16 protein-coding genes are annotated in these 17,263 nt (G+C 69.7%); 6 read left to right on the top strand and 10 right to left on the bottom strand.

Translation table 11 applies throughout. The features are described from left to right. Nucleotides 1-34: 34 nt before the first annotated feature. The 4 genes from EV190_RS11965 to EV190_RS11950 all read right to left on the bottom strand — a co-directional run bounded on the left by EV190_RS11965 (nucleotide 35) and on the right by EV190_RS11950 (nucleotide 4,170). A complete protein-coding gene (locus EV190_RS11965; RefSeq protein WP_243742525.1) occupies nucleotides 35-493 on the bottom strand; it encodes a DUF4383 domain-containing protein in 459 nt (152 codons plus the stop codon). A gap of 116 nt (nucleotides 494-609) precedes the next feature. Beyond that, nucleotides 610-1,584, bottom strand: coding sequence for a sensor histidine kinase (locus tag EV190_RS11960; protein ID WP_133741605.1), 975 nt, complete (start codon nucleotides 1,582-1,584; stop codon nucleotides 610-612). After that, on the bottom strand, nucleotides 1,581-2,498 hold the full coding sequence (locus EV190_RS11955; RefSeq protein ID WP_133741604.1) for an MEDS domain-containing protein: 918 nt from the start codon (nucleotides 2,496-2,498) through the stop codon (nucleotides 1,581-1,583). The genes EV190_RS11960 and EV190_RS11955 overlap by 4 nt, the downstream gene beginning before the upstream one ends. A gap of 166 nt (nucleotides 2,499-2,664) precedes the next feature. Further along, nucleotides 2,665-4,170, bottom strand: coding sequence for a carboxylesterase/lipase family protein (locus EV190_RS11950; RefSeq protein ID WP_133741603.1), 1,506 nt, complete (start codon nucleotides 4,168-4,170; stop codon nucleotides 2,665-2,667). 496 nt (nucleotides 4,171-4,666) lie between these two features. On the opposite strand from EV190_RS11950, the gene EV190_RS11945 reads away from it, so the two are divergent. Then, a complete protein-coding gene (locus EV190_RS11945; RefSeq protein WP_133741602.1) occupies nucleotides 4,667-6,190 on the top strand; it encodes a hypothetical protein in 1,524 nt (507 codons plus the stop codon). 94 nt (nucleotides 6,191-6,284) lie between these two features. Here EV190_RS11945 and EV190_RS11940 read toward each other — a convergent pair whose 3' ends face one another. Continuing rightward, the gene (locus EV190_RS11940) at nucleotides 6,285-6,470 is read right to left on the bottom strand and encodes a hypothetical protein (protein WP_133741601.1); all 186 of its coding nucleotides are present in this window, start codon (nucleotides 6,468-6,470) and stop codon (nucleotides 6,285-6,287) included. A 146-nt stretch (nucleotides 6,471-6,616) separates the two neighbouring features. Further along, complete coding sequence (locus EV190_RS11935) at nucleotides 6,617-8,329, bottom strand: DUF4041 domain-containing protein (RefSeq protein WP_243742524.1); 1,713 nt, start codon at nucleotides 8,327-8,329, stop codon at nucleotides 6,617-6,619. Between the two features lie 607 nt (nucleotides 8,330-8,936). On the opposite strand from EV190_RS11935, the gene EV190_RS11930 reads away from it, so the two are divergent. From EV190_RS11930 to EV190_RS11915, 4 genes are all read left to right on the top strand, one after another. Then, on the top strand, nucleotides 8,937-9,380 hold the full coding sequence (locus EV190_RS11930; protein WP_133741599.1) for a hypothetical protein: 444 nt from the start codon (nucleotides 8,937-8,939) through the stop codon (nucleotides 9,378-9,380). 331 nt (nucleotides 9,381-9,711) lie between these two features. Next, nucleotides 9,712-10,194, top strand: coding sequence for a hypothetical protein (locus EV190_RS11925; RefSeq protein ID WP_243742523.1), 483 nt, complete (start codon nucleotides 9,712-9,714; stop codon nucleotides 10,192-10,194). A gap of 378 nt (nucleotides 10,195-10,572) precedes the next feature. Next, nucleotides 10,573-10,899 carry a hypothetical protein gene (locus EV190_RS11920; RefSeq protein ID WP_133741598.1) on the top strand — a complete coding sequence of 109 codons (327 nt, stop codon included), beginning with the start codon at nucleotides 10,573-10,575 and terminating at the stop codon, nucleotides 10,897-10,899. Continuing rightward, nucleotides 10,889-11,266 (top strand): hypothetical protein, encoded by a 378-nt coding sequence (locus EV190_RS11915; RefSeq protein ID WP_133741597.1) that lies wholly within the window; start codon nucleotides 10,889-10,891, stop codon nucleotides 11,264-11,266. Before EV190_RS11920 ends, EV190_RS11915 begins: the two co-directional genes overlap by 11 nt. A gap of 651 nt (nucleotides 11,267-11,917) precedes the next feature. On the opposite strand, the gene EV190_RS11910 is transcribed toward EV190_RS11915, so the two are convergent. Then, nucleotides 11,918-12,847 carry an NADP-dependent oxidoreductase gene (locus EV190_RS11910; protein ID WP_133741596.1) on the bottom strand — a complete coding sequence of 310 codons (930 nt, stop codon included), beginning with the start codon at nucleotides 12,845-12,847 and terminating at the stop codon, nucleotides 11,918-11,920. Between the two features lie 81 nt (nucleotides 12,848-12,928). Between EV190_RS11910 and EV190_RS11905 the strand changes: the two genes are divergently transcribed. Beyond that, nucleotides 12,929-13,309 (top strand): winged helix-turn-helix transcriptional regulator, encoded by a 381-nt coding sequence (locus EV190_RS11905; protein WP_133741595.1) that lies wholly within the window; start codon nucleotides 12,929-12,931, stop codon nucleotides 13,307-13,309. 246 nt (nucleotides 13,310-13,555) lie between these two features. On the opposite strand, the gene EV190_RS11900 is transcribed toward EV190_RS11905, so the two are convergent. The 3 genes from EV190_RS11900 to EV190_RS11890 all read right to left on the bottom strand — a co-directional run bounded on the left by EV190_RS11900 (nucleotide 13,556) and on the right by EV190_RS11890 (nucleotide 17,206). Next, the gene (locus EV190_RS11900) at nucleotides 13,556-14,737 is read right to left on the bottom strand and encodes an oxygenase MpaB family protein (protein ID WP_133741594.1); all 1,182 of its coding nucleotides are present in this window, start codon (nucleotides 14,735-14,737) and stop codon (nucleotides 13,556-13,558) included. A 128-nt stretch (nucleotides 14,738-14,865) separates the two neighbouring features. Further along, nucleotides 14,866-16,227, bottom strand: a complete 1,362-nt coding sequence (locus EV190_RS11895) for an MFS transporter (protein WP_243742522.1) — start codon at nucleotides 16,225-16,227, stop codon at nucleotides 14,866-14,868. Between the two features lie 34 nt (nucleotides 16,228-16,261). After that, nucleotides 16,262-17,206 carry an SDR family oxidoreductase gene (locus EV190_RS11890; RefSeq protein WP_133741593.1) on the bottom strand — a complete coding sequence of 315 codons (945 nt, stop codon included), beginning with the start codon at nucleotides 17,204-17,206 and terminating at the stop codon, nucleotides 16,262-16,264. Between the last annotated feature and the right edge of the window lie 57 nt (nucleotides 17,207-17,263).

The raw sequence follows: 17,263 nt of genomic DNA, 5'->3' as shown, positions 1-17,263 counted from the left end.
AGGGACCGGCGGCGCGCGGAACGGGCGGCGGCCGTCAGGGGCGGCCGCCGCGGCCGGGCCGGACAATGAACCACAGCGCGATCATCCCGAGGCCCAGGAGAAGGTGCAGCCAGTTGTCGGCGGTGTTGAGCGGGACGAAGTTCGCCGCGGTGTCATGATCGATGACCAGTCCGTACAGCCACAGCACCAGGTAGACCACGCCGCCTACGAGCAGGTACAGGCGCGCGGTCGCCGCGTTCGCCACCGCCGCCGCGATACCGGCGACGCCGAACAGCAGGTGCACGATGTTGTGCAGGACCGACACCTGGAACAGGCCGAGCAGTTTCGCCTCCGAGTGGTGCCCGGCGAACGCCATCGTGTCGTACCCGGTGGTGATACCGGGGACGAACCCGAGGATTCCGACGAGAAGGAACACCGCGCCGACGGCCCCGGCCGCGATCCGGGCCGGGCTTCGCGTGACGTCCGAGGACATCGGGGATCGGTTACCCGCCATGACAGGACCTCCGAACGTGTCGATGGACCAGCCCTTCTACCCGGGAAGGGCGCCGGGACACGGCGGACGCGCGAAAAGGCGCCGGGTGCGCGGGACACGGGCCGGCGGCCCGGCACTCAGGGCCCGGAAGCCGACAGGAGGACGTGCAGCCGGATCGCCGTCCTCCCGGGCCGGGTGTGGATGCGGACCAGGTCGCACAGGTGGTTGACGAACACCAGGCCGCGGCCGCGCGACGCGCCGCCGGCGGGCCGGAGGCGGCCGATGAGCGGGTCGGCCAGGTGCCCGGTGTCCTCGACCTGGCAGACGAACGTGTCCCGCTCGCTCCAGGCGGCCACGCTGCCGCCCCCGGTCGTGTGCTCGATGGTGTTGGAGACCAGTTCGTTGACGGCGACGGTGAGTTCGGCGGTTCTGTCGGCGGCCAGCCCCGCGGCCTCGGCCTGCTGGGTGACGAAGCGGCGCACGTCGGTGAGCGAGGCCTGCCCCCGGTAGGCGGCGGTGGCGGTTTCCGGGGGCGGAGCGGGAAGGGGCTGGTTGAAGCCGGCGGCCACGTCCAGCGGGTCGGCGTAGGCGTCGCTGGGGCGGCGCGTCCCGAGGTGCTCCATGACCGGGTGGGTGCGGTGGGCGTCGGCGAGGGCCCGGGGGGAGAGGCGCTGCGCGTCGTAGGGGCACAGGATCGCCGCGTCGCGCCCGGCGAACACGGTGTTGATGAGGGCCTCGTGGATGACGCAGGCCGGGTACTCGATGTCGGTGCGGCCGGGCCAGACGGGTTCGCCGATGATGGACACCCGCCGTTCGGGGTGGGAGTCGGCGAAGTCGAGCAGGACGCCGGGCAGGATGCGGCCGGGGTTGCGTCCCGCCACGGTCATGTCGGCGAAGCCGACCCGCCGCGCGTCGGATCCCAGTGCGGAGCGGACGAGGTCGAGGTTGGCCTTCGGGGCGGCGACCAGCACCGGGTCGCCGGCGGACAGCGCGGTCCGCACGAACGGCACGGTTCCGGTCAGGTAGTCCGCCGCCGTGCGGTACAGCAGCCCGAGATGCTCGAACGGGGCGGCCCCGCCGTCCCGGTCGGTGGTGAGCTCGGTAGGGCTCATACGGTGTGCTCCCTGGCGGTCGAGGGGGAAGGGCCGTCGGCGGTCGTCTCCACGGTCATCCCCCGGGTGTCGCAGCCACCGGCGAGGTGGATCAGTTTCGCCATGAGCGAGGACGCGCCGACGATCCGGAGTCCGGCCGAGGCCGTCTGCGCGGTCCGCACCAGCGCGTGCACGGCGGCGGCGTCGGCGAAGGTCAGCCCCGTCACGTCCACGGTCAGCGGCGCGCCGCAGCCGGGCAGGTCCTCGGCGGCCCCGGCCAGCACGGCGGTCAGGGCTTCGCGGGTGGACAGGTCGGACGCGCCGACCAGGCGCAGCCCGAGCGGGTCGTCGGTGCGCAGGATGCGCAGCTGCGGCCGCCAGCTCTCGTCGCCCGGTGTGAAGGCGGTGCCCGGGTGCGCGGACGCGATGCCCCTGAGGTCGCCGGCGGTGAACAGCCGCCGGTCGTACAGGCACACCACGGTGGCGTAGCCGTCGGCGAACATCCGGTTGGCCTGGGCCTCGTACCAGGCCAGCCGCCGTATCCCGGTCACCGAAACCGGCCGGGCCAGCCACGCCATGTCGGTGATCGCACGCAGACTCGCGTAGCCCTCCGCGCGGGCCCGCCCCAGCTCCCTCCGCCAGTCGTCCAGCATCGACACGGGGTCGAACACCCCGGTGTCCGGGGACGACCCCCGCGCGTCGCGGAACCGCACCTGGCCGCGGGCGACCGCGGCGGTGACGTCGACCCCGCGCGCCTCCAGCACGGCCCGCAGCGCCTCCGGGGTCGGGTCCTCGGTGAGGCACAGCACCTTCTCGCCGGTGGTGATCCCCCCGGCGACGAACCGCAGTGTCGTCCGCAGCCGTTCCTCGTCGTCGTGAAAAGCCCAGCAGACGTGGTCTCCCGGTTGCAGCCGGTCCACGATCGCCGTAGTCACCGCCGATGCCCCCCAGTCGTCGGCCGCGGGGCGCGCGGACCGGTCCCGCGACGCGGCTCCGGAAGTCCGGTCGCCCTCCACCACTAATGTCCCGAACAGCGGCTATTACACCAGGTCGCGAGAACGGGTGGCGGCTTTTCCCGGGGATCTGCCGGTGGGCCCGGCGTCAGCGGACGCCCTCCCACAGCAGCCGCTCCCGCGAGGCCGGGTCCTCCCGCACCACGGGGACGCGGTCTCCCAGTCGCATGACGGAGCGGCGGTCCCCGTAGGCCGGCCAGTCGGGCAGCAGGCCGCCGGCCGGACCGGGGCGGCCGTCGCGGGCGAAGGCGGTCCAGGCGGCGCGCATCTGGTCGGACAGCTCCCGGGGCGGGTCCTCCCCCAGGAGGGGGGTGGAGAGGTTGCCGAAGACGAAGCCGATCTCGGTCGTGTGGCACGAGCCCAGGGCCCCGTCCAGAGCGGGCGAGGGCCAGGCGAACTCGTAGACGTGGGTGTCCGCGCCGTGCGCGGCGCGGGCCTCGGCCAGGCGGATCGCCGGGAGGCGGTACGCGTGGTCGCTGAGCACGGCGGAGAACAGGTCGCCCGGGGCGGCGTCCGGACGGGTCGCCCGGTAGGCGGCGAGGGCGTGCGCGGGGTCGAGGCCGAACGCGGAGAGGAAGCCGTTCAGGAAGTTCTCGGTGATGAAGGCGGAGATCCCCAGGGGGACGAGGAAGAGCCGGAACTCGTCGGTGTTGGTCCCCGTGAGCAGGTCGACGCCGCGGGAGGCCCCGGCCGCGATCGCGTCGACCGGGCGGCCGGGAAGGACGTCGCCGTCGACGACCGGCAGAACGGTGGTGCCGCCGCCGGTGGACTCTCCCCACAGCGCGGGGTCGGTGGCGGCGGCCATCTCCTGGCCGAGGGCGGTGTCGGCGGCGATGAGGCGCTCCGGCGGCGCGGCGGCCAGCGCCTCGGTCGTGGGCTCGACCCCGGCGAGGGCGGCCAGGCGCTCGGTGACGCGGCGGGCGACGTCCTCGGGGTGGCTGTGGTGCCCGGCGCCGCTCTGGGTGACGGCGCGGCGGAAGAGCCCGTTCGCGCGCGGCATGGCCATGAGGGCGGTGATGCTCATGGCCCCGGCGGACTCCCCGAAGAGGGTGACGTTGTCGGGGTCGCCCCCGAACGCGGCGATGTTGTCGCGGACCCACTCCAGGGCGGCGACCTGGTCCAGCAGGCCGAGGTTGGCGGTGCCGTCGGGCAGCAGGAGGAAGCCCTCGGCGCCCAGGCGGTAGTTGAGGGTGACGCACACGACGCCGTCGGAGGCCAGGCGGGCGCCGTCGTAGACGGGGAGCGAGCCGGCCCCGTTGCGGAAGGCGCCGCCGTGGATCCAGACCATGACGGGCAGCCGCCCGCCGGTGCGGCCGGGGGCGGGGGTCCACACGTTGAGGTTCAGGCAGTCCTCGCCGGGGTTCGCCGCCTGGCCGAGCAGCGCGGACATCGCGGGAAGGTAGCCGGCCTGCGGGGCGGTCTCCCCCGGGGCGAGCGCGTCGCGGACGCCGGTCCACGGCTCCGGGGGCTGCGGGGGGCGCATCCGGCGCGGTCCGAACGGCGGGGCCGCGTAGGGGACGCCCAGGAAGGAGGCGACGCCGTCACGCTCCCGCCCGCGCAGCGTGCCGGCAGTGGAGAGGACGGTGACGTCCATGGGGGAATACCTCCCGGTTTGTGGCGTTAAGACCGGGTCAATCGTCGCGGAGGGGCGCCGTGCCGCGCAAACCGGTTCTCCAAAGGGGAGACCGGGACCGCGTTCCCGCCCTTCCACCCGGCGGGAGCCGGGAGAGTGGGGAGGGGCCGTCGGACCCGGCCGCGCGGTCATCACTGGGGCCCTGATCGATGATTTTGAGCCTTCTGCCCGTTTCGGGGCCCGAAAAGGCAGAAAGCCCGTGATCGCCACGAGCCCTGAACGGACTCCGCCCGGATCACCCCGCACCCAGTCGATTCGACTACTTTCCGCATTGATTTCGCCACTGAGAGAATTCAAAGGCTTTCCGTCCGACTGCCATCCGGCCATCAGGCTCGGCGTCCATTTCCGTATTTCATCTTTTTTCGCCAGGATTATTGTCGGGAAGGGACGTAGTCTGGCGAACACTCGATGACCGCTCTCGAATCCGCGTCGCGCGGGTGAAGGACGTGGAGGCCGGATGGACAGGGAAAGTCGCAGCTACAAGCCCGGCACGTTCGTCTTCTGGAGCACGGCGGTCATTGTCCTGGCTCTCGCCTCCGCTGTGGTCGGCAATTTCTTCACCAACGCGGTGAAACTGTCCGGATGGGCGAATCACCCCCTTGTGCTGGGTGGAATTCTCCTGCTCTTCCTTCTCGGGCATATCGGCGCCAACGCGGTGGTGTTCCGGTTGGATCCGGAGCTGCCCGCCATCAGGCGGGAACTGCGAGAGCGCGGGCTGGGGAGGAGGCTCTTCCTCTTCCCGTGGCAGCGCGAGGCGCTGCTGGGAATCGCGGCCGTCCGGGACGCGGGAATGGCCGGGGCGGTCCCGCTGGGCACCACCGACGCCAATCTCGGGGAGTGCCGCGACGTCCACGCGGACGCCGTCCGCGCCGCCGACGGCCTCAAGTACGCGCTCGGCGTCCGGATCGCCCCCGACCGGTACCGGAACACCCGCAGGGAGCACCCCGGGAACGTCCTCCTCCCCGCGGGGTTCGCCCTCGGCCTGCCGGAACTGGCCGTGCCGATGACCGAGAACGCGATCATCGAGCGGTTCGACCTGCACGAGTACCTGGACCTCCCCGACTTCGACCTCGGCCTCGACCTGCACCTGCCCTTCGGGGGGATCGCGGTCACGCTGGTGAACAAGTGGGAGGCGGCGGTCCAGGGGCGCCTCGACTACGAGGCCCTCCTGGGCGACGCGGTGGGCAAGGGCGCCCTCCAACTGGGGGCGGGCGCGGTCGGCGCGGTGGTCGGGATGGCGCTGCTCGGACCGGCGGGCGCGGTCGGCGGCAAGGTGGCGGGGGCCGCGCTCGGATCGTACTTCTTCGTCCAGTCCCGGAAGCAGGAGCTGGAGAACGCGAAGGGACGCCTCGAAGAGGTCGACGCGGAGGCGCGGAGGCGGATCAGGGAGCACCGGGACCAGTTCAACGCGTTCGTCGTGAGGAGGGGGGACTCCTACTGGGTCAGCGCGGCCGGGCGCATCGACGCGATCCCGGACCCCCGCAACCTTCCGGAGACCCGGGAGGTGGCGAACACGCTGCTGGCGGGGACCGCCGCCCTGGTCGAGGACCGGCGGAGGCTCCGCCGGCGGCTTCCGCTCCGGGGGCGGCGCGGCGTCTTCCCCGGAAGCGTGCTGGACCAGGCGGAGAAGGACCTCGCCCGGGCGTCCCGGGAGCTCCGGCGGAACGACCCGCTCGCGGCGGCGGCGGTCCTCGTCGGGATCAACCAGGAGTTCCTCTCCCGGAACCTCGGCTGCGCCGAGATCCCGTGGGAGGAGGCCGGAAGGAAGTCGGCGGAGGCGCTGCGGCGCGCCCGGCAGGAGACCGACCGGTGGTACGCGGACGTGAAGGAGACCGTCACCCTGCTGCACGAGGAGTTCCTGAAGGACCTGAAGGAGGAGGAGAACCGGTTCAGGGAGGTCTTCGACGAGGAGACCGACCGGGTGCGGGAGGCCGGTGAGGAGTACGAGGGGAGGCTCCGCCGCTTCCGGTACGAGAAGTGAACGGGGGCCGGCCCGCGCGCGAGCAGGGAGGAGCGGAGGGCGCCGGCGGCGGGTGGTTCCCGCTACGGCCCGCTACGGCCCGGCCCGCCCCCGGTCATGACCGGGAGGCGGCGCGTCGGCGCAGGAACTCCCGCAGCACGTGAACGCAGAACACGAGGAACCCGAACGCGGTGACCCACACGACCCCCTCGCCGCTCGGATGACCGGCCCGCACCATCGCCACGCAGACGACGGCCAGCACGCCGTGGAACACGATCCCGACCAGCAGGAACCTCTTCACGTCTCTCGCCCCCTCGCGACGGCCGGCAACGGGAAACCACCCGATACCCGTGCCGAGCGTACGGCACCCCTCGGCCCTTTCGCCGAAACGGGATACCGGACCGTCCGCGACGCGACGCGGAACCGTGCCCGTGAGTGGACGCGCCGCTATTCGGTTGTCGCGGTGCCGGATTCGGTCTCGTTGCGGCTCTGGCGGTATTCCAGGGCCTCGGGGGTCTCGTTGTACTCCAGGAGGTCCCCGGCGACGCCGGCGAGGAGTTCGCGGACTTCGGCGGGGGTGGCGTGGAAGAACTCGCGGCGGTGGTTGACCCGGTTGACGCGCTTGTCGGCCAGGCGCCGGTGCATCTCGGCCTCGACACCGACGGCGTCGTCGGAGAAGTGGATGGCGTGCACGTCGAAGTTGAAGGGCACCGAGGCGTCGCTGAGCTCGCGCACGCGGTCCATCGGCTCCAGGCGGCGGGTCATGCCGACCTTGACCACCTGCTCGCCGAAGGAGCCGAGGTTGGAGATGACGTACACGTATCCGGCGCGGACGTTGGCGGCCCGGTAGTCGACGTTGTCGATGGCCTGGGCGATGTCGTCGAGTTGGGTCTCCATGCGGGAGGCGCCCTCGACGTCGCCCTTGGCGCGCAGGGCGGCGAGCGCGTTCTCGTAGTGGCGCCGCTCCTTGTCCAGGCGCGCCTTCTCCCGTTCGAGTTCGGCCTGCGCCTGCTTCTCCTCGCGCAGCCGGGCCTTCTCCTCGCGGTCGCGCTCCTTCTCCTCGGCGACCTTGTTGAGGTGGTCGGCGGTCAGTTCGAGTTCCCTCACCCGGAGCCGGTGGTACTGGGCGGAGATCCGGATGTCCATGGACCGTCCGAGCTTCTCGATCGTGGCGCGCGACTTGTCCAAACGGTCCTTGGCGGTGTCGAGCTTGTACGGCTTCATGCCGCGCACGAGGTTGTCGGCCTCGTTGTTGTAGGCGCGCAGCAGCAGTTTGGAGAACTCCCCGACCATCGTGCGGCCCTGGGCGGCGGAGCCGTTCATCGTGAACGAGGTGGTGGCCTGGACCGCACCGCCGTCCTTACGGGTCATCGCCTTGGCCCGGTCCCTGAGCTTGGCGAGTTCGGCCTTGTAGGCCACCGAGTCGTCGAGGGGGTGGGTGTACTCGTAGACGCCCGCCTCCTGCAGGATCAGCAGGTCCTCAGTGACGACGACCCGCTGCTGGAGCACGGCGAGCCGAGCGGTCACCGCGTCGAGTTCGGTGGTCTCCCTGGCCTTCCGGGCCTGGTGTTCGGCGTGCGCGCGCTGCCGCTCGGACTCCCGCGCCGTGCGTGCGGACTCGATCTCCTCGGTCAGGCGCTGCTTGCGCTGCTCCAGTTCGACCACCTCCAGTCCGCCGAGCCGGTCCAGGTCCGCGTGCAGCCGGGCGTTCTCGTCGGAGAGCCGGTTCACCTCACGGGCCAGCTCCTTGGCTCTGCCGCGCGCGCCGAACAGGCCGATCTCGGTGTCGACATGCCCGGAGCCGGGGAGAGGGGGAGCGGCCGCCGCAGGTGGCGGCGGGGGGTGGGGAGCGGAGCCGTTGCCGGGGAGGGGCTGGTGCGGGGGGTGGAAGCGGCCCGGCCCGGTGGTGTCGGCGGGGGCCGGGTACGGGGCCCGGTCCGGTCCGGCGGGGAGCCAGAACCGCCATCCCGGGGGCGCGGGCCCCCACGCGGGATCGGGGCGCCAGTCCGGCGGCGGAGTCCAGCCCTCGGGCGGAGTCGGCCAGTTCGGCGGGGAGTTGTAGTGATGAAGGATGGGGGGCTCCTGGAAGATCGGGGGACGTCCGGGTTCACCGGCGGAGGAGAGCGAGGCCGCCCCTCCGATAACGACCCTGACGGCCACCGGAGGGCGGTGGAAGAAGCCGTCTCGGAAGGAGCATCGTGCTTGGTTCCGAAACCCGCTGAGTCGTTGGGGGACAACGGGGTTACGGGCGGAGCCGTGTTCCCCGGGAATGTCTGAGAACCGTGGACTCCGGTCCGGTTTCCGGGGATTTCCAGTAGCCGAAGCTACTCCCTTCCAGTCGGGTTGTGCTCCCCAAAGTGGATGATCTGTTTTTCCGCCACAGGCGGCTCTGGAGCCTTTTGGTGCTGGTGGCGGCCGATGGGAGAATCGCGGGCCGCCGCCTGGCGGTCGAAGCGGAAGGGTGTGCTGGTGGGCCGGACGCGGTACCGCTCGCCACTCCGAACGAGCCCTTTCCCGGGTTTTCAGGGGAGTCGCGGTGGGGCCGCGTCGTCTCGGGATTCCTCCGATGGGCGCTTGGCGACTCCCCAGTCCCATAGGCGCACGGGAAGGGGACGCCACTGCCCGGGAGGTTGATGTCGGAATGGCCTGTGCAGAAGGCGGGAGCCTCTTCCGCGGAAAGTGGGGAACTCCGGACGGAGGGCCGGGCCGGTCTGTCCGTTGGTCCGGCTAGGGTGATCACCTGCTCCAGAGGTGAAAGACGAGGAATATGCTGTTTTCGATTCCCGAGTCCGGTTGGTGGCTGATCGCGGTCGCGGCGACGGTGTTCTTCATGGCCGGCGTGCTGGCGCTGCCCATCGGGTTGAAGGTCCCGGACGAACTGCGGAGCACGATGGATCAGCAGTGGAGGAGAGGGAGACGGGCGTTCTACGTCCTGACCCCCGTGATCCTCTCCGTCGTCCTGGCGGTGAACCTGCTCCGGCCCGAACCGGCGCCGACGATCCTGTTCCTGTACAGCGTCACGATCGCCTCCATCCCGGTCGCCCTCTTCCCGATCCGGGGCCGGGTGGTCAAGGACTACATCGCCCGGCAGCAGAACCCCGGAACCATGGTCAAGCCCGACCGGCTCGCGACGGCCTGGATCGTCGGTTTCCTGCTCACGGTGTGCCTGGTGGCGGTGATGGCGCTGATGGTGACGTCGTACGGCAGTTGACGCCGGGGCCTGTCGGGCGTTTCGCCGGACTCGTCGGCAACGGTGCGCGGCCCGGTTCACGGCAGGACCTGCTGATGGCGTCCGCCGTTCGCGCGGCGCGACCCGGGCCGCCCGCAGGAACGGCGTCGGTGACGGACACCTGCGCCCGGACGCAGCAGGGAAGCCTGCGGCGAAAGGACCGCTTCCCTCTCGGAAGCGGTCCTTTCGCCTGTGTGCGCTCGGAGGCACTCGGACCCCCGGCCTTCCGTGCGGACCTGGCGGGGCCGGGAGCCGTACGTGCACGCGTATATGAGGCTCCGAAACCGTTCGTGCTTTCGCGGTGGAGCCTGCCTTGGAGGCAAAGGTGGTAAGAGGGTCGAAGATGTCAACCTATATTCTTACGGGGAAGGGTGATTTTGTCGATATTTTCTCCGTGGAGGCAGAGAAGGAAAAAAAGGCGTATCTGGAAGGCGCTGTTGAACTTGTCCTAGAGGGAAAGGTGGTACTTGACAAAAACCTCTGGGATGATGTGGAGTTTATCTGGTGGGGCCTTGTTGATATGGCTGTCGGGTTCAAGGGGGAGGGGAGTATGGATTTCCCTGACCAGCCGATTTCGGTGACGCTTGTACGAAAAGAGAGGGGGTGGCTGAAATTCGAGGTCAAATCATTGCGAGGTGGAGTGATTTCTGCTTCTTCTGTCAAGGAGGAAGAATTTTTTCATCTTCTGAAGAGTGAAGGGATGAGAACTTTATCGCGATTGCTGGTTCTGAACCCCGCCAATGCGGACTCTCACGATCGGGCACTTGCCAAACTTGCTGCGCTGGGTATCCCGTAACTGTTCGAAGCAGGGTGAAAAGCCCGTAGTGCACTGTCGGGGATGACCGCGTTCGGAATCAATACAAAATCAGCCTTCACTGATTTTGGTCGCCGCCAAGTTTTTCAATCAGGACACTGTCAACACGTTTAACTCGAACTCGACAAATTCGCCACTGCAGCCCGGCTCTTGGCTTGGTAATTGTAAGGAGGTTCCTTTGTCGAAGGGGAGTCAAAGGGATTCGACAGTGGGGCGGTTGGTAGTACGTTCCCAGATCAACTAAGGCTTTTTCGGTAAGGTTGAATTCTCTGGATTGTAGGGAATTTGGAAGAAAGTTCCGCTTGCTTCGACAAGAGTTGGAAGTTTCGCCTGAGGGCGTGGAACGCATCTTTCTCGATCATGATCATCGTTGGAGTGCAGCCCGCCTCCGGGAAGCGCGAGATTCTTTTCTTCAATGGTGTCGGCGTCGCCTTGATGTCCACGGACTGGTTGAGCGGCCTGCGGGTCGGCAGGGCCTCTGTCGGGGAGCTGTCGGCCAAGTTTCCACAGTTGGCCGACAGCTCCCCGACAGAAAAAAGGGGGTTTTCTTTGGAGAGTGGGAATTTCAGTGGTTTCGTACTCGGTTTGAGCATGAGGAGAAAGTCACTTTCCCCTGGCGAGACGTTTGAGGAGGCGCTCTCCCGGGATGGGTTGTCCGATGTGCTGGTGAGTGATTATGAGACCTGAAAACCTGGATTTCTCGGGTCGAAAATTTACGGTCAGCTACTATACGCCCAGACGTCATGCTCTTCTTCTGAGTTCCTATGCGGAATGGGGAGGGTATGATGAATCAATCAGGGTTGCCTTTTTCGGGGTTTCCGAATTCTTTATTTCCCAAGCGCTGAAGGAACTTGTGGTGGATGTTCCGTCTCCCTGGGGTGGTTCTGGTGGCCTGCTTAGAAAATATCCCGTCTCGTGGGGGGATGGGAAGGGGTATGTGATTGCCGAGGGGGTGGATGTTGAAAGAGTCCAGGGAAAGAATGCAAGCCTTTTTCGCGACAAGTGGGGGATTCTGGAAATAAGGCCGATCCGACCGGCTGGATGGCCTGGCTGAGGCGTGTGTCGGAGTCAGGTGTGATGGCCTGCCCCGAGTGCGCGTTGTCGGGCGTGTCGATCTGTTTCGCGCCGGGTTTATCGGAGATTCGACCACCACCGCCCTGGACCGGGCCAGGACGGTGTGGAAGGGGCGGTTCGTGGTTCCCACAGGGGTCCTACCCGATGATCTTGACGCTAGAGAGTCCCCGGGGTGGGGGTGATTCGGGCTCTGTCGGAGCAGGGTCTACTCGGGACCTGTTACGGCGGGCAGCGACGGCGGGTGAGGGTCGGGGCCGCGCCCATGATGTCCGTTGCGTGAGGGTTCCGTTAACGGTCTTGGGCTTTCTGCCCGTTTCGGGGCCGGGAAGGGCGGAAAGCCCATGATCATTCCGGGGGGCGGTACAAGGACCACCCCCGCTCCGGAGGTTCCCTAGTGTCCTCGAAACGGACATTCAAGGGCGTTAACGCCAAGGTCTGTTGGTTCATGATGGGATGTCGGGGTCGTAGCGTCATCAAGAGTGTCGGCTACGCGGACCCGACGGTCGAACTTTGGCGAAGCAGCGGTAGCAGATGAGAGCGCAGGTCATCAACTCTTGCCGGGGCGCCACAGGCGGGGAGTCAGCAGCCGTTCATCAATGGGGCCTCACTCACGTGAGACCCCATGACGGGATCAGACGGTGAGGACGAGCTTGCCCTGGAGATGACCGTCGTCGAGTAGCCGGTGCGCGTCGGCGACGCGTTCGAACGGGAACGTCTCCTGCACATGGACCCGGAGCCTGCCCTGTTCGACGAGGTCGACGAGACCTCGCAGAGCGACCGGATCAGGGTCGACCGCGATGCCGCTGAAACGGATGTCGGCCGCCTCGTACTTGGCGGCGAGCACCGAATCCCTCATAGCGACCGCCGTCACCAGGTGACCGCCTGGGCGGAGCACTTCGAGCGACCGCTCGACGGTGTCGCCGCCGATCGTGTCGAGTACGACGTCGATGTCGCGGACCGCCTCGGTGAAGTCGACCGCCGTGTAGTCGATCACCTCGTCGGCGCCGAACCCCTCGACGAACTTCCGCTTGCTCCCGCTGGCGGTCGCGATCACGTGCGCGCCGAGCGCTTTCGCGATCTGGATCGCGACGTGGCCGACCCCGCCACCACCACCGTGGACCAGGACGCGGTCGCCCTCGGTCACGCCGCCGAGGTCGACGAGGCCCTGCCACGCCGTCAGCCCGACGGTCGGCAGCGCCGACGCCTCGACGTGCGAGAGCGACGCCGGCTTGCGTGCCAGGTGCAACGCCGGCGCCGACACGACCTCGGCGTACGCGCTCGCCGCCCGCGGGAACAGCGGCATCCCGAACACCTCGTCGCCGGGCCTGAACCGCCATGTCTGCGGCGCCTCCTCGACCACGCCGCTGATGTCCCAGCCGAGAACGAACGGCGGCCGGCCGATCAGCGGGAACTCGCCGGCGCGCAGGAGCGCCTCCAGCGGGTTCAGCCCGATCGCCTTGACGCGAACGGGGACCTCGGTCGGGAGGGGCCGGGGTTCGGGCACGTCCACGATGGTGAGAACCTCGGGACCGCCGAACGTCTGCTGGGTGATGACGCGCATGACTCTCCTGGATTCCTTGAGGGGGAGGGGAGAGAACCCAGGCTAGGTTTCCGATAGGAACCGGCAGGTACCTTTGGCGCCATGAGCGGTTTCGGTTCCGGTGATCCCTTTCTGGCCGACTGTCCGGCGCGTCTGGCGGTCGAACTCATCGCCGACAAGTGGACGGTGGTCGTGCTCTACGGCCTCAGCAAGGGCCCGGTGCGCCATGGCGAGCTGATCGAGCTGATCGGCGGCATCTCCCGCAAGATGCTCACCCAGACACTCCGGCGACTCGAGGCGCACGGACTCGCCCGCCGCCACGCCTACGCCGAGGCGCCGCCCCGTGTCGAGTACGAGCTCACCCAGCTCGGGGCGACGCTGATCGATCCGATCCACGTGCTGACCGAGTGGGCGGTGGCGAACGGCGACGCGGTGCTCGACGCGCTCGACGCCGATCCCGAGCCGGTCGCCCATAGCGGCTGAGGCCCCCGCAGGGGTCCTGCCCGGTGATCTTGACGTTATCGTTCCAAAAACGCGGGTTTTGGAACGATAACGTCAAGATCACCGGGCAGGGCTCTCGCGGAACGGGCATTGTCGGGGCGGCCGGCCTCTCCGCACGCCCGCGCGCGGACCGCAGGGCGTGCGGTTCTCGCAGGACCGTCGCACCGGGGATCGTCCGGCCCGGCCCGGCGCTGGACCGAGGGGGTTCGCGGGCGTGGTTCCGGTCCCTCAGTCGTCGGATCCGGTGGCGCCGCGCTGGTAGGCCGTCGGGTGGTCGGGCCGGGCCAGCAGGTCGCGGGCGGCCGCCAGGTTCCGGTCGATCGCGGCCTGCCATCGTCCCGGGTCCCGGCGGCGACGATCGCGCGCCAGCGCGAGCCCGGACAGCACCGGCCCCAGCCACGCGTCAGCGACCGGGGCCGGAGGGATGCGGAGGTCCTGGCACATGCCGTCGCCGTGGATCCGGCGGGCGATCGCGTTCAGCGCCGGCCGGGCCAGTCCGCGCGGGGCCTTCAGCATCTGGTTCAACGCGGAGGTCACCGACGCCAGCGTCGCGTCCGCCAGCACGGCGGAGTCCTCCGTGACCGGTCCGGTCACGGTCTGGAACACGGCGTCGAGGCGCGCGGCGGCCTCGTTGCCCGCGATCCCCTCGACCAGGCGCGCGTCGATCCCCAGCAGGTGGGCGATGTGCCACCAGTAGCGGTACAGGTCGGCCAGTTCGCGGTTGCTCAGCCCGAACCCGAGAAGCCCTTCGGCCGTGTAGGCGGTCAGGGTGAAGTCCATCCAGGTCCGCCCCAGATCGACCTGGTTGATCGGACAGCCGTGCGCCGAGCTGTCGTAGCCGCGGTCCAGCGCGAGTCTGCGCATGTGCGCGTGCAGCATCCGCACCTCCAGGGTCGCCACGTAGCCGGGCTGCCCGACCCGGAGGCCGCCGGGCAGCATGACCCGGGTGAGCCACGCCCCGGTCTCCTGGATGCGCCGCTGCGCGGAGTCGACCAGCCGGCCCGTCGTCGTCAGCACCGTGGAGATCGACGGCGACCCGTAGACCCGGATCAGCGAACCCGTGTTCAGCGCGATGACGTGCACCGGCAGCGGCGAGGTGTAGAACGGCGTCGGGCCCTGGTCGAGCAGGAAGTCGTCCACGTAGCCGGGCACGCTCTCGGTCTGCCGCAGCAGCGCCTCCAGCGCCGGAGGCGGATCGACGAGGGAGGCCAGGCCCTCCCGGACGCCCTTGTCCAGCACGGGCCTGGCCTGCTTCATCCCGATCTCGTGCATCTCGGCGACGACCGCGTCGGCGAGCACGTCGCCGGTGGTCAACGCCCACTGCATCAGGTCGGCCCGGGCCTGGCCGAACTGGGCCAGAACGGTCGACCGTCCCGCCCGTTCCGTCGGCCACCGGCTCTGCTCGGTCATGCTGTCTCCCTGGAGGACGAGGGCGTGTCTGGGGCAGGGGTGTCCTTGCGTTTCCCGGCCTGGGCCGGCGGGTCGGGATCGTGGTCCTCGGACCTGAGGCGGCCCGGTGGTGGTCCGGCCCGGGGCGGTCAGCGGCGGGCCTCGGCCCGCGGCCTGCCCGACGAGCCGTGGGTGTCGCCGCTCTCGGCGATGTCGCTCAGCACTTCGGAGGCGGCGAGTTCGTCGCGCGCGGCGAGCCGGTCGAAGCCGCTGACGGCGGGGTAGACGTAGCGGCCCAGGGTCGCGATGAGGACCGCGCCGACGACGAGGACGCCCATCAGGACCGGGATGACGGGGTCGTAGGAGCCCAGCAGGTCGTACCCCAGCCCGAGGAGCAGCGGCCCGAACGCGGTGCCCAGGAGGAACGCGGCCTGGACCACGCCCAGGATCCGGCCGAAGTGGCGGGTGCCCAGGTAGCGGCTGATGAGCAGGGCGAGCAGGTCGCCCTCGACGCCGAAGGCGACGCCGATGAAGGCGACCGCGACGGCGGCGCCGCTGAACGGCGGGTGCAGGAAGAACATGCCCGCTATGGGGGCGAGGATCACGATCGGGCCGATGACGGACACGTGCACGCGGTCGACGACGAAGCCGCCGGCCACCCGGCCCACGAGCGAGGCGAGGCCGAAGACGACCAGCAGGAAGCCCGCCTGGTCGCTGGTCAGCCCGCGGTCGGTCATCATCGGCACGAGGTGGACCTGGAGACCGTAGACGACGACCCCGACCAGACCCAGCCCGAACGCGATGCCCCAGAACCGCCAAGTGCGGACCGCTTCGCGGATCGTCAGGCCGGGGAGTTCGAGGCTGACGTCGCGGCCCTCCACCCGGGCCTCCCGGACGAGTCGTCCCCGGACGTGCCGTTCCGCGCGGGCGCGCACGAACAGGGTGACCATCGTGACCGACAGGAGAACCGAGACCAGTGCCATGAAGCCGTACGCCTGCCGCCAGCCCACGTTCTCGATGAGCGTTCCGGCCAGCACCGGGGCCAGGGCCGAGCCCAGGCCGATGAGGCCCGTCGCCACTCCGACGGCGAGGGCGCGGTTGTTGTCGAACCAGCTCACCACCGCCCTGGTGGCGGGCACCGCCGTCCCGGCCCCGAAGAACCCCACGAAGAAGCACGGGACGAGGTAGACCCACTCGATCGGCGGCACCAGCCCGATCAGCGCCATCGAGGCCGCGAACAGCGCGAACCCCGGCACGAGGATGTGACGCGCGGCGAAGCGGTCCACGAGCTGCGCGACGATGACCAGCCCGATCGCCATCCCGACCGCCGCGACCGAGAACGCCCCGGTGACGGTCGTGCGGCTGAAGCCGGTCTCCTCGACGATCGGCAGCACGAACAGGCCGATGGTGGCCAGGTACATCGGGGGGCCGACGGCGTTGGCGGTGCCGCCGCCGACGACCACCCACCAGGGGCTCCGGGGTCTCGACGTGCGGGTGGCGACAGTGCTCACGCGGGTTCTCCTTCGGTGGTCGTGCGAGTGGCGGTCAGGCGGCGAGGAAGGAGGTCCTGGTCAGTTCCTCGGAGACCTGCCAGACGCGCGCGGCCTCCTCCGCGCCGCGCAGCGGCGGGTACAGCGGCTGCTCGGCCGGGGTGCCGCCCAGGTTCCCGGGGCCGCTGGGGCCGTAGAGCGCGCCGCGCTTGGCGGCGGGGTCGGTCGCGGCCATCAGCGCGGGCAGCTTCGCCGTCTCGGCGGTGCCCAGCAGGATCCCCCGGGCCGAGAGCGAGCGGATCAGGCGGATCTGCGGGGTGTCCTGGCCGCGGCCGAGTTCGGGGCGGGCGGCCAGGAGGTTCGTGGGGGCAACCCCCGGGTGGGAGAGGTTGCTGGTGATCCCCCACCCGTGGGCCTTGCTGCGGCGGTCCAGTTCGAGGCCGAACAGCCCGAACGCGATCTTGGACTGGCCGTACGCGCGCATCCCTTGGTAGGAGCGCTCCCAGTTCAGGTCCTCCCAGTGGACGGCACCACGGCGCGCGGCGACGCTGATCTGCGAGGTCACCCGTGCCCGTCCGGCGCGCAGCAGCGGGAGGAGGCGGCCCACCAGGGCGAAGTGGCCGAGGTGGTTGGTGCCGAACTGCAGCTCGAACCCGTCGGCCGTGGTCTGCCGGTTCGGCGGCCGCATCACGCCCGCGTTGTTGATCAGGATGTGGATCGGCCGGCCCTCCTCGCGCAGGGCGTCGCCGAGGGCCGCGACCGAGTCGAGGGAGGACAGGTCGAGACCGCGCAGCGAGACGTTCGCGCCGGGTGCCGCCTGCCGGATCCGGGCGATCGCGTCCTCGCCCTTGCGCGGGTTGCGGACGGGCATGATCACCTCGGCGCCCGCGGCGGCCAGCCGCGCGGCCATCCCCAGGCCCATCCCGTCGCTCGCGCCGGTGACGACGGCGCGCTTTCCGGACAGGTCCGGCACGGTGATGTCGATGGGTCGACGTGGCATTCTTCCGCTCCTTCGTGTTGCGGCCGCGGGGGCGGCGCCCGGGCGGGTCCGCCGCCG

Origin of the sequence: Actinorugispora endophytica (assembly GCF_004363075.1) — a bacterium.
Classification (GTDB): domain Bacteria; phylum Actinomycetota; class Actinomycetes; order Streptosporangiales; family Streptosporangiaceae; genus Actinorugispora; species Actinorugispora endophytica.
The sequence above is the reverse complement of the archived record's forward strand: the minus strand, read 5'-3'. Positions and strand labels throughout refer to the sequence as shown.

Excerpts from the sequence above, each read along its gene's own strand:
- EV190_RS11965 (WP_243742525.1), bottom strand. The coding sequence starts at position 493 with ATGGCGGGTAACCGATCCCCGATGTCCTCGGACGTCACGCGAAGCCCG.
- EV190_RS11960 (WP_133741605.1), bottom strand. The coding sequence starts at position 1,584 with ATGAGCCCTACCGAGCTCACCACCGACCGGGACGGCGGGGCCGCCCCG.
- EV190_RS11950 (WP_133741603.1), bottom strand. The coding sequence starts at position 4,170 with ATGGACGTCACCGTCCTCTCCACTGCCGGCACGCTGCGCGGGCGGGAG.
- EV190_RS11945 (WP_133741602.1), top strand. The coding sequence starts at position 4,667 with ATGGACAGGGAAAGTCGCAGCTACAAGCCCGGCACGTTCGTCTTCTGG.
- EV190_RS11930 (WP_133741599.1), top strand. The coding sequence starts at position 8,937 with ATGCTGTTTTCGATTCCCGAGTCCGGTTGGTGGCTGATCGCGGTCGCG.
- EV190_RS11920 (WP_133741598.1), top strand. The coding sequence starts at position 10,573 with ATGATCATCGTTGGAGTGCAGCCCGCCTCCGGGAAGCGCGAGATTCTT.
- EV190_RS11915 (WP_133741597.1), top strand. The coding sequence starts at position 10,889 with ATGAGACCTGAAAACCTGGATTTCTCGGGTCGAAAATTTACGGTCAGC.
- EV190_RS11910 (WP_133741596.1), bottom strand. The coding sequence starts at position 12,847 with ATGCGCGTCATCACCCAGCAGACGTTCGGCGGTCCCGAGGTTCTCACC.
- EV190_RS11905 (WP_133741595.1), top strand. The coding sequence starts at position 12,929 with ATGAGCGGTTTCGGTTCCGGTGATCCCTTTCTGGCCGACTGTCCGGCG.
- EV190_RS11900 (WP_133741594.1), bottom strand. The coding sequence starts at position 14,737 with ATGACCGAGCAGAGCCGGTGGCCGACGGAACGGGCGGGACGGTCGACC.
- EV190_RS11890 (WP_133741593.1), bottom strand. The coding sequence starts at position 17,206 with ATGCCACGTCGACCCATCGACATCACCGTGCCGGACCTGTCCGGAAAG.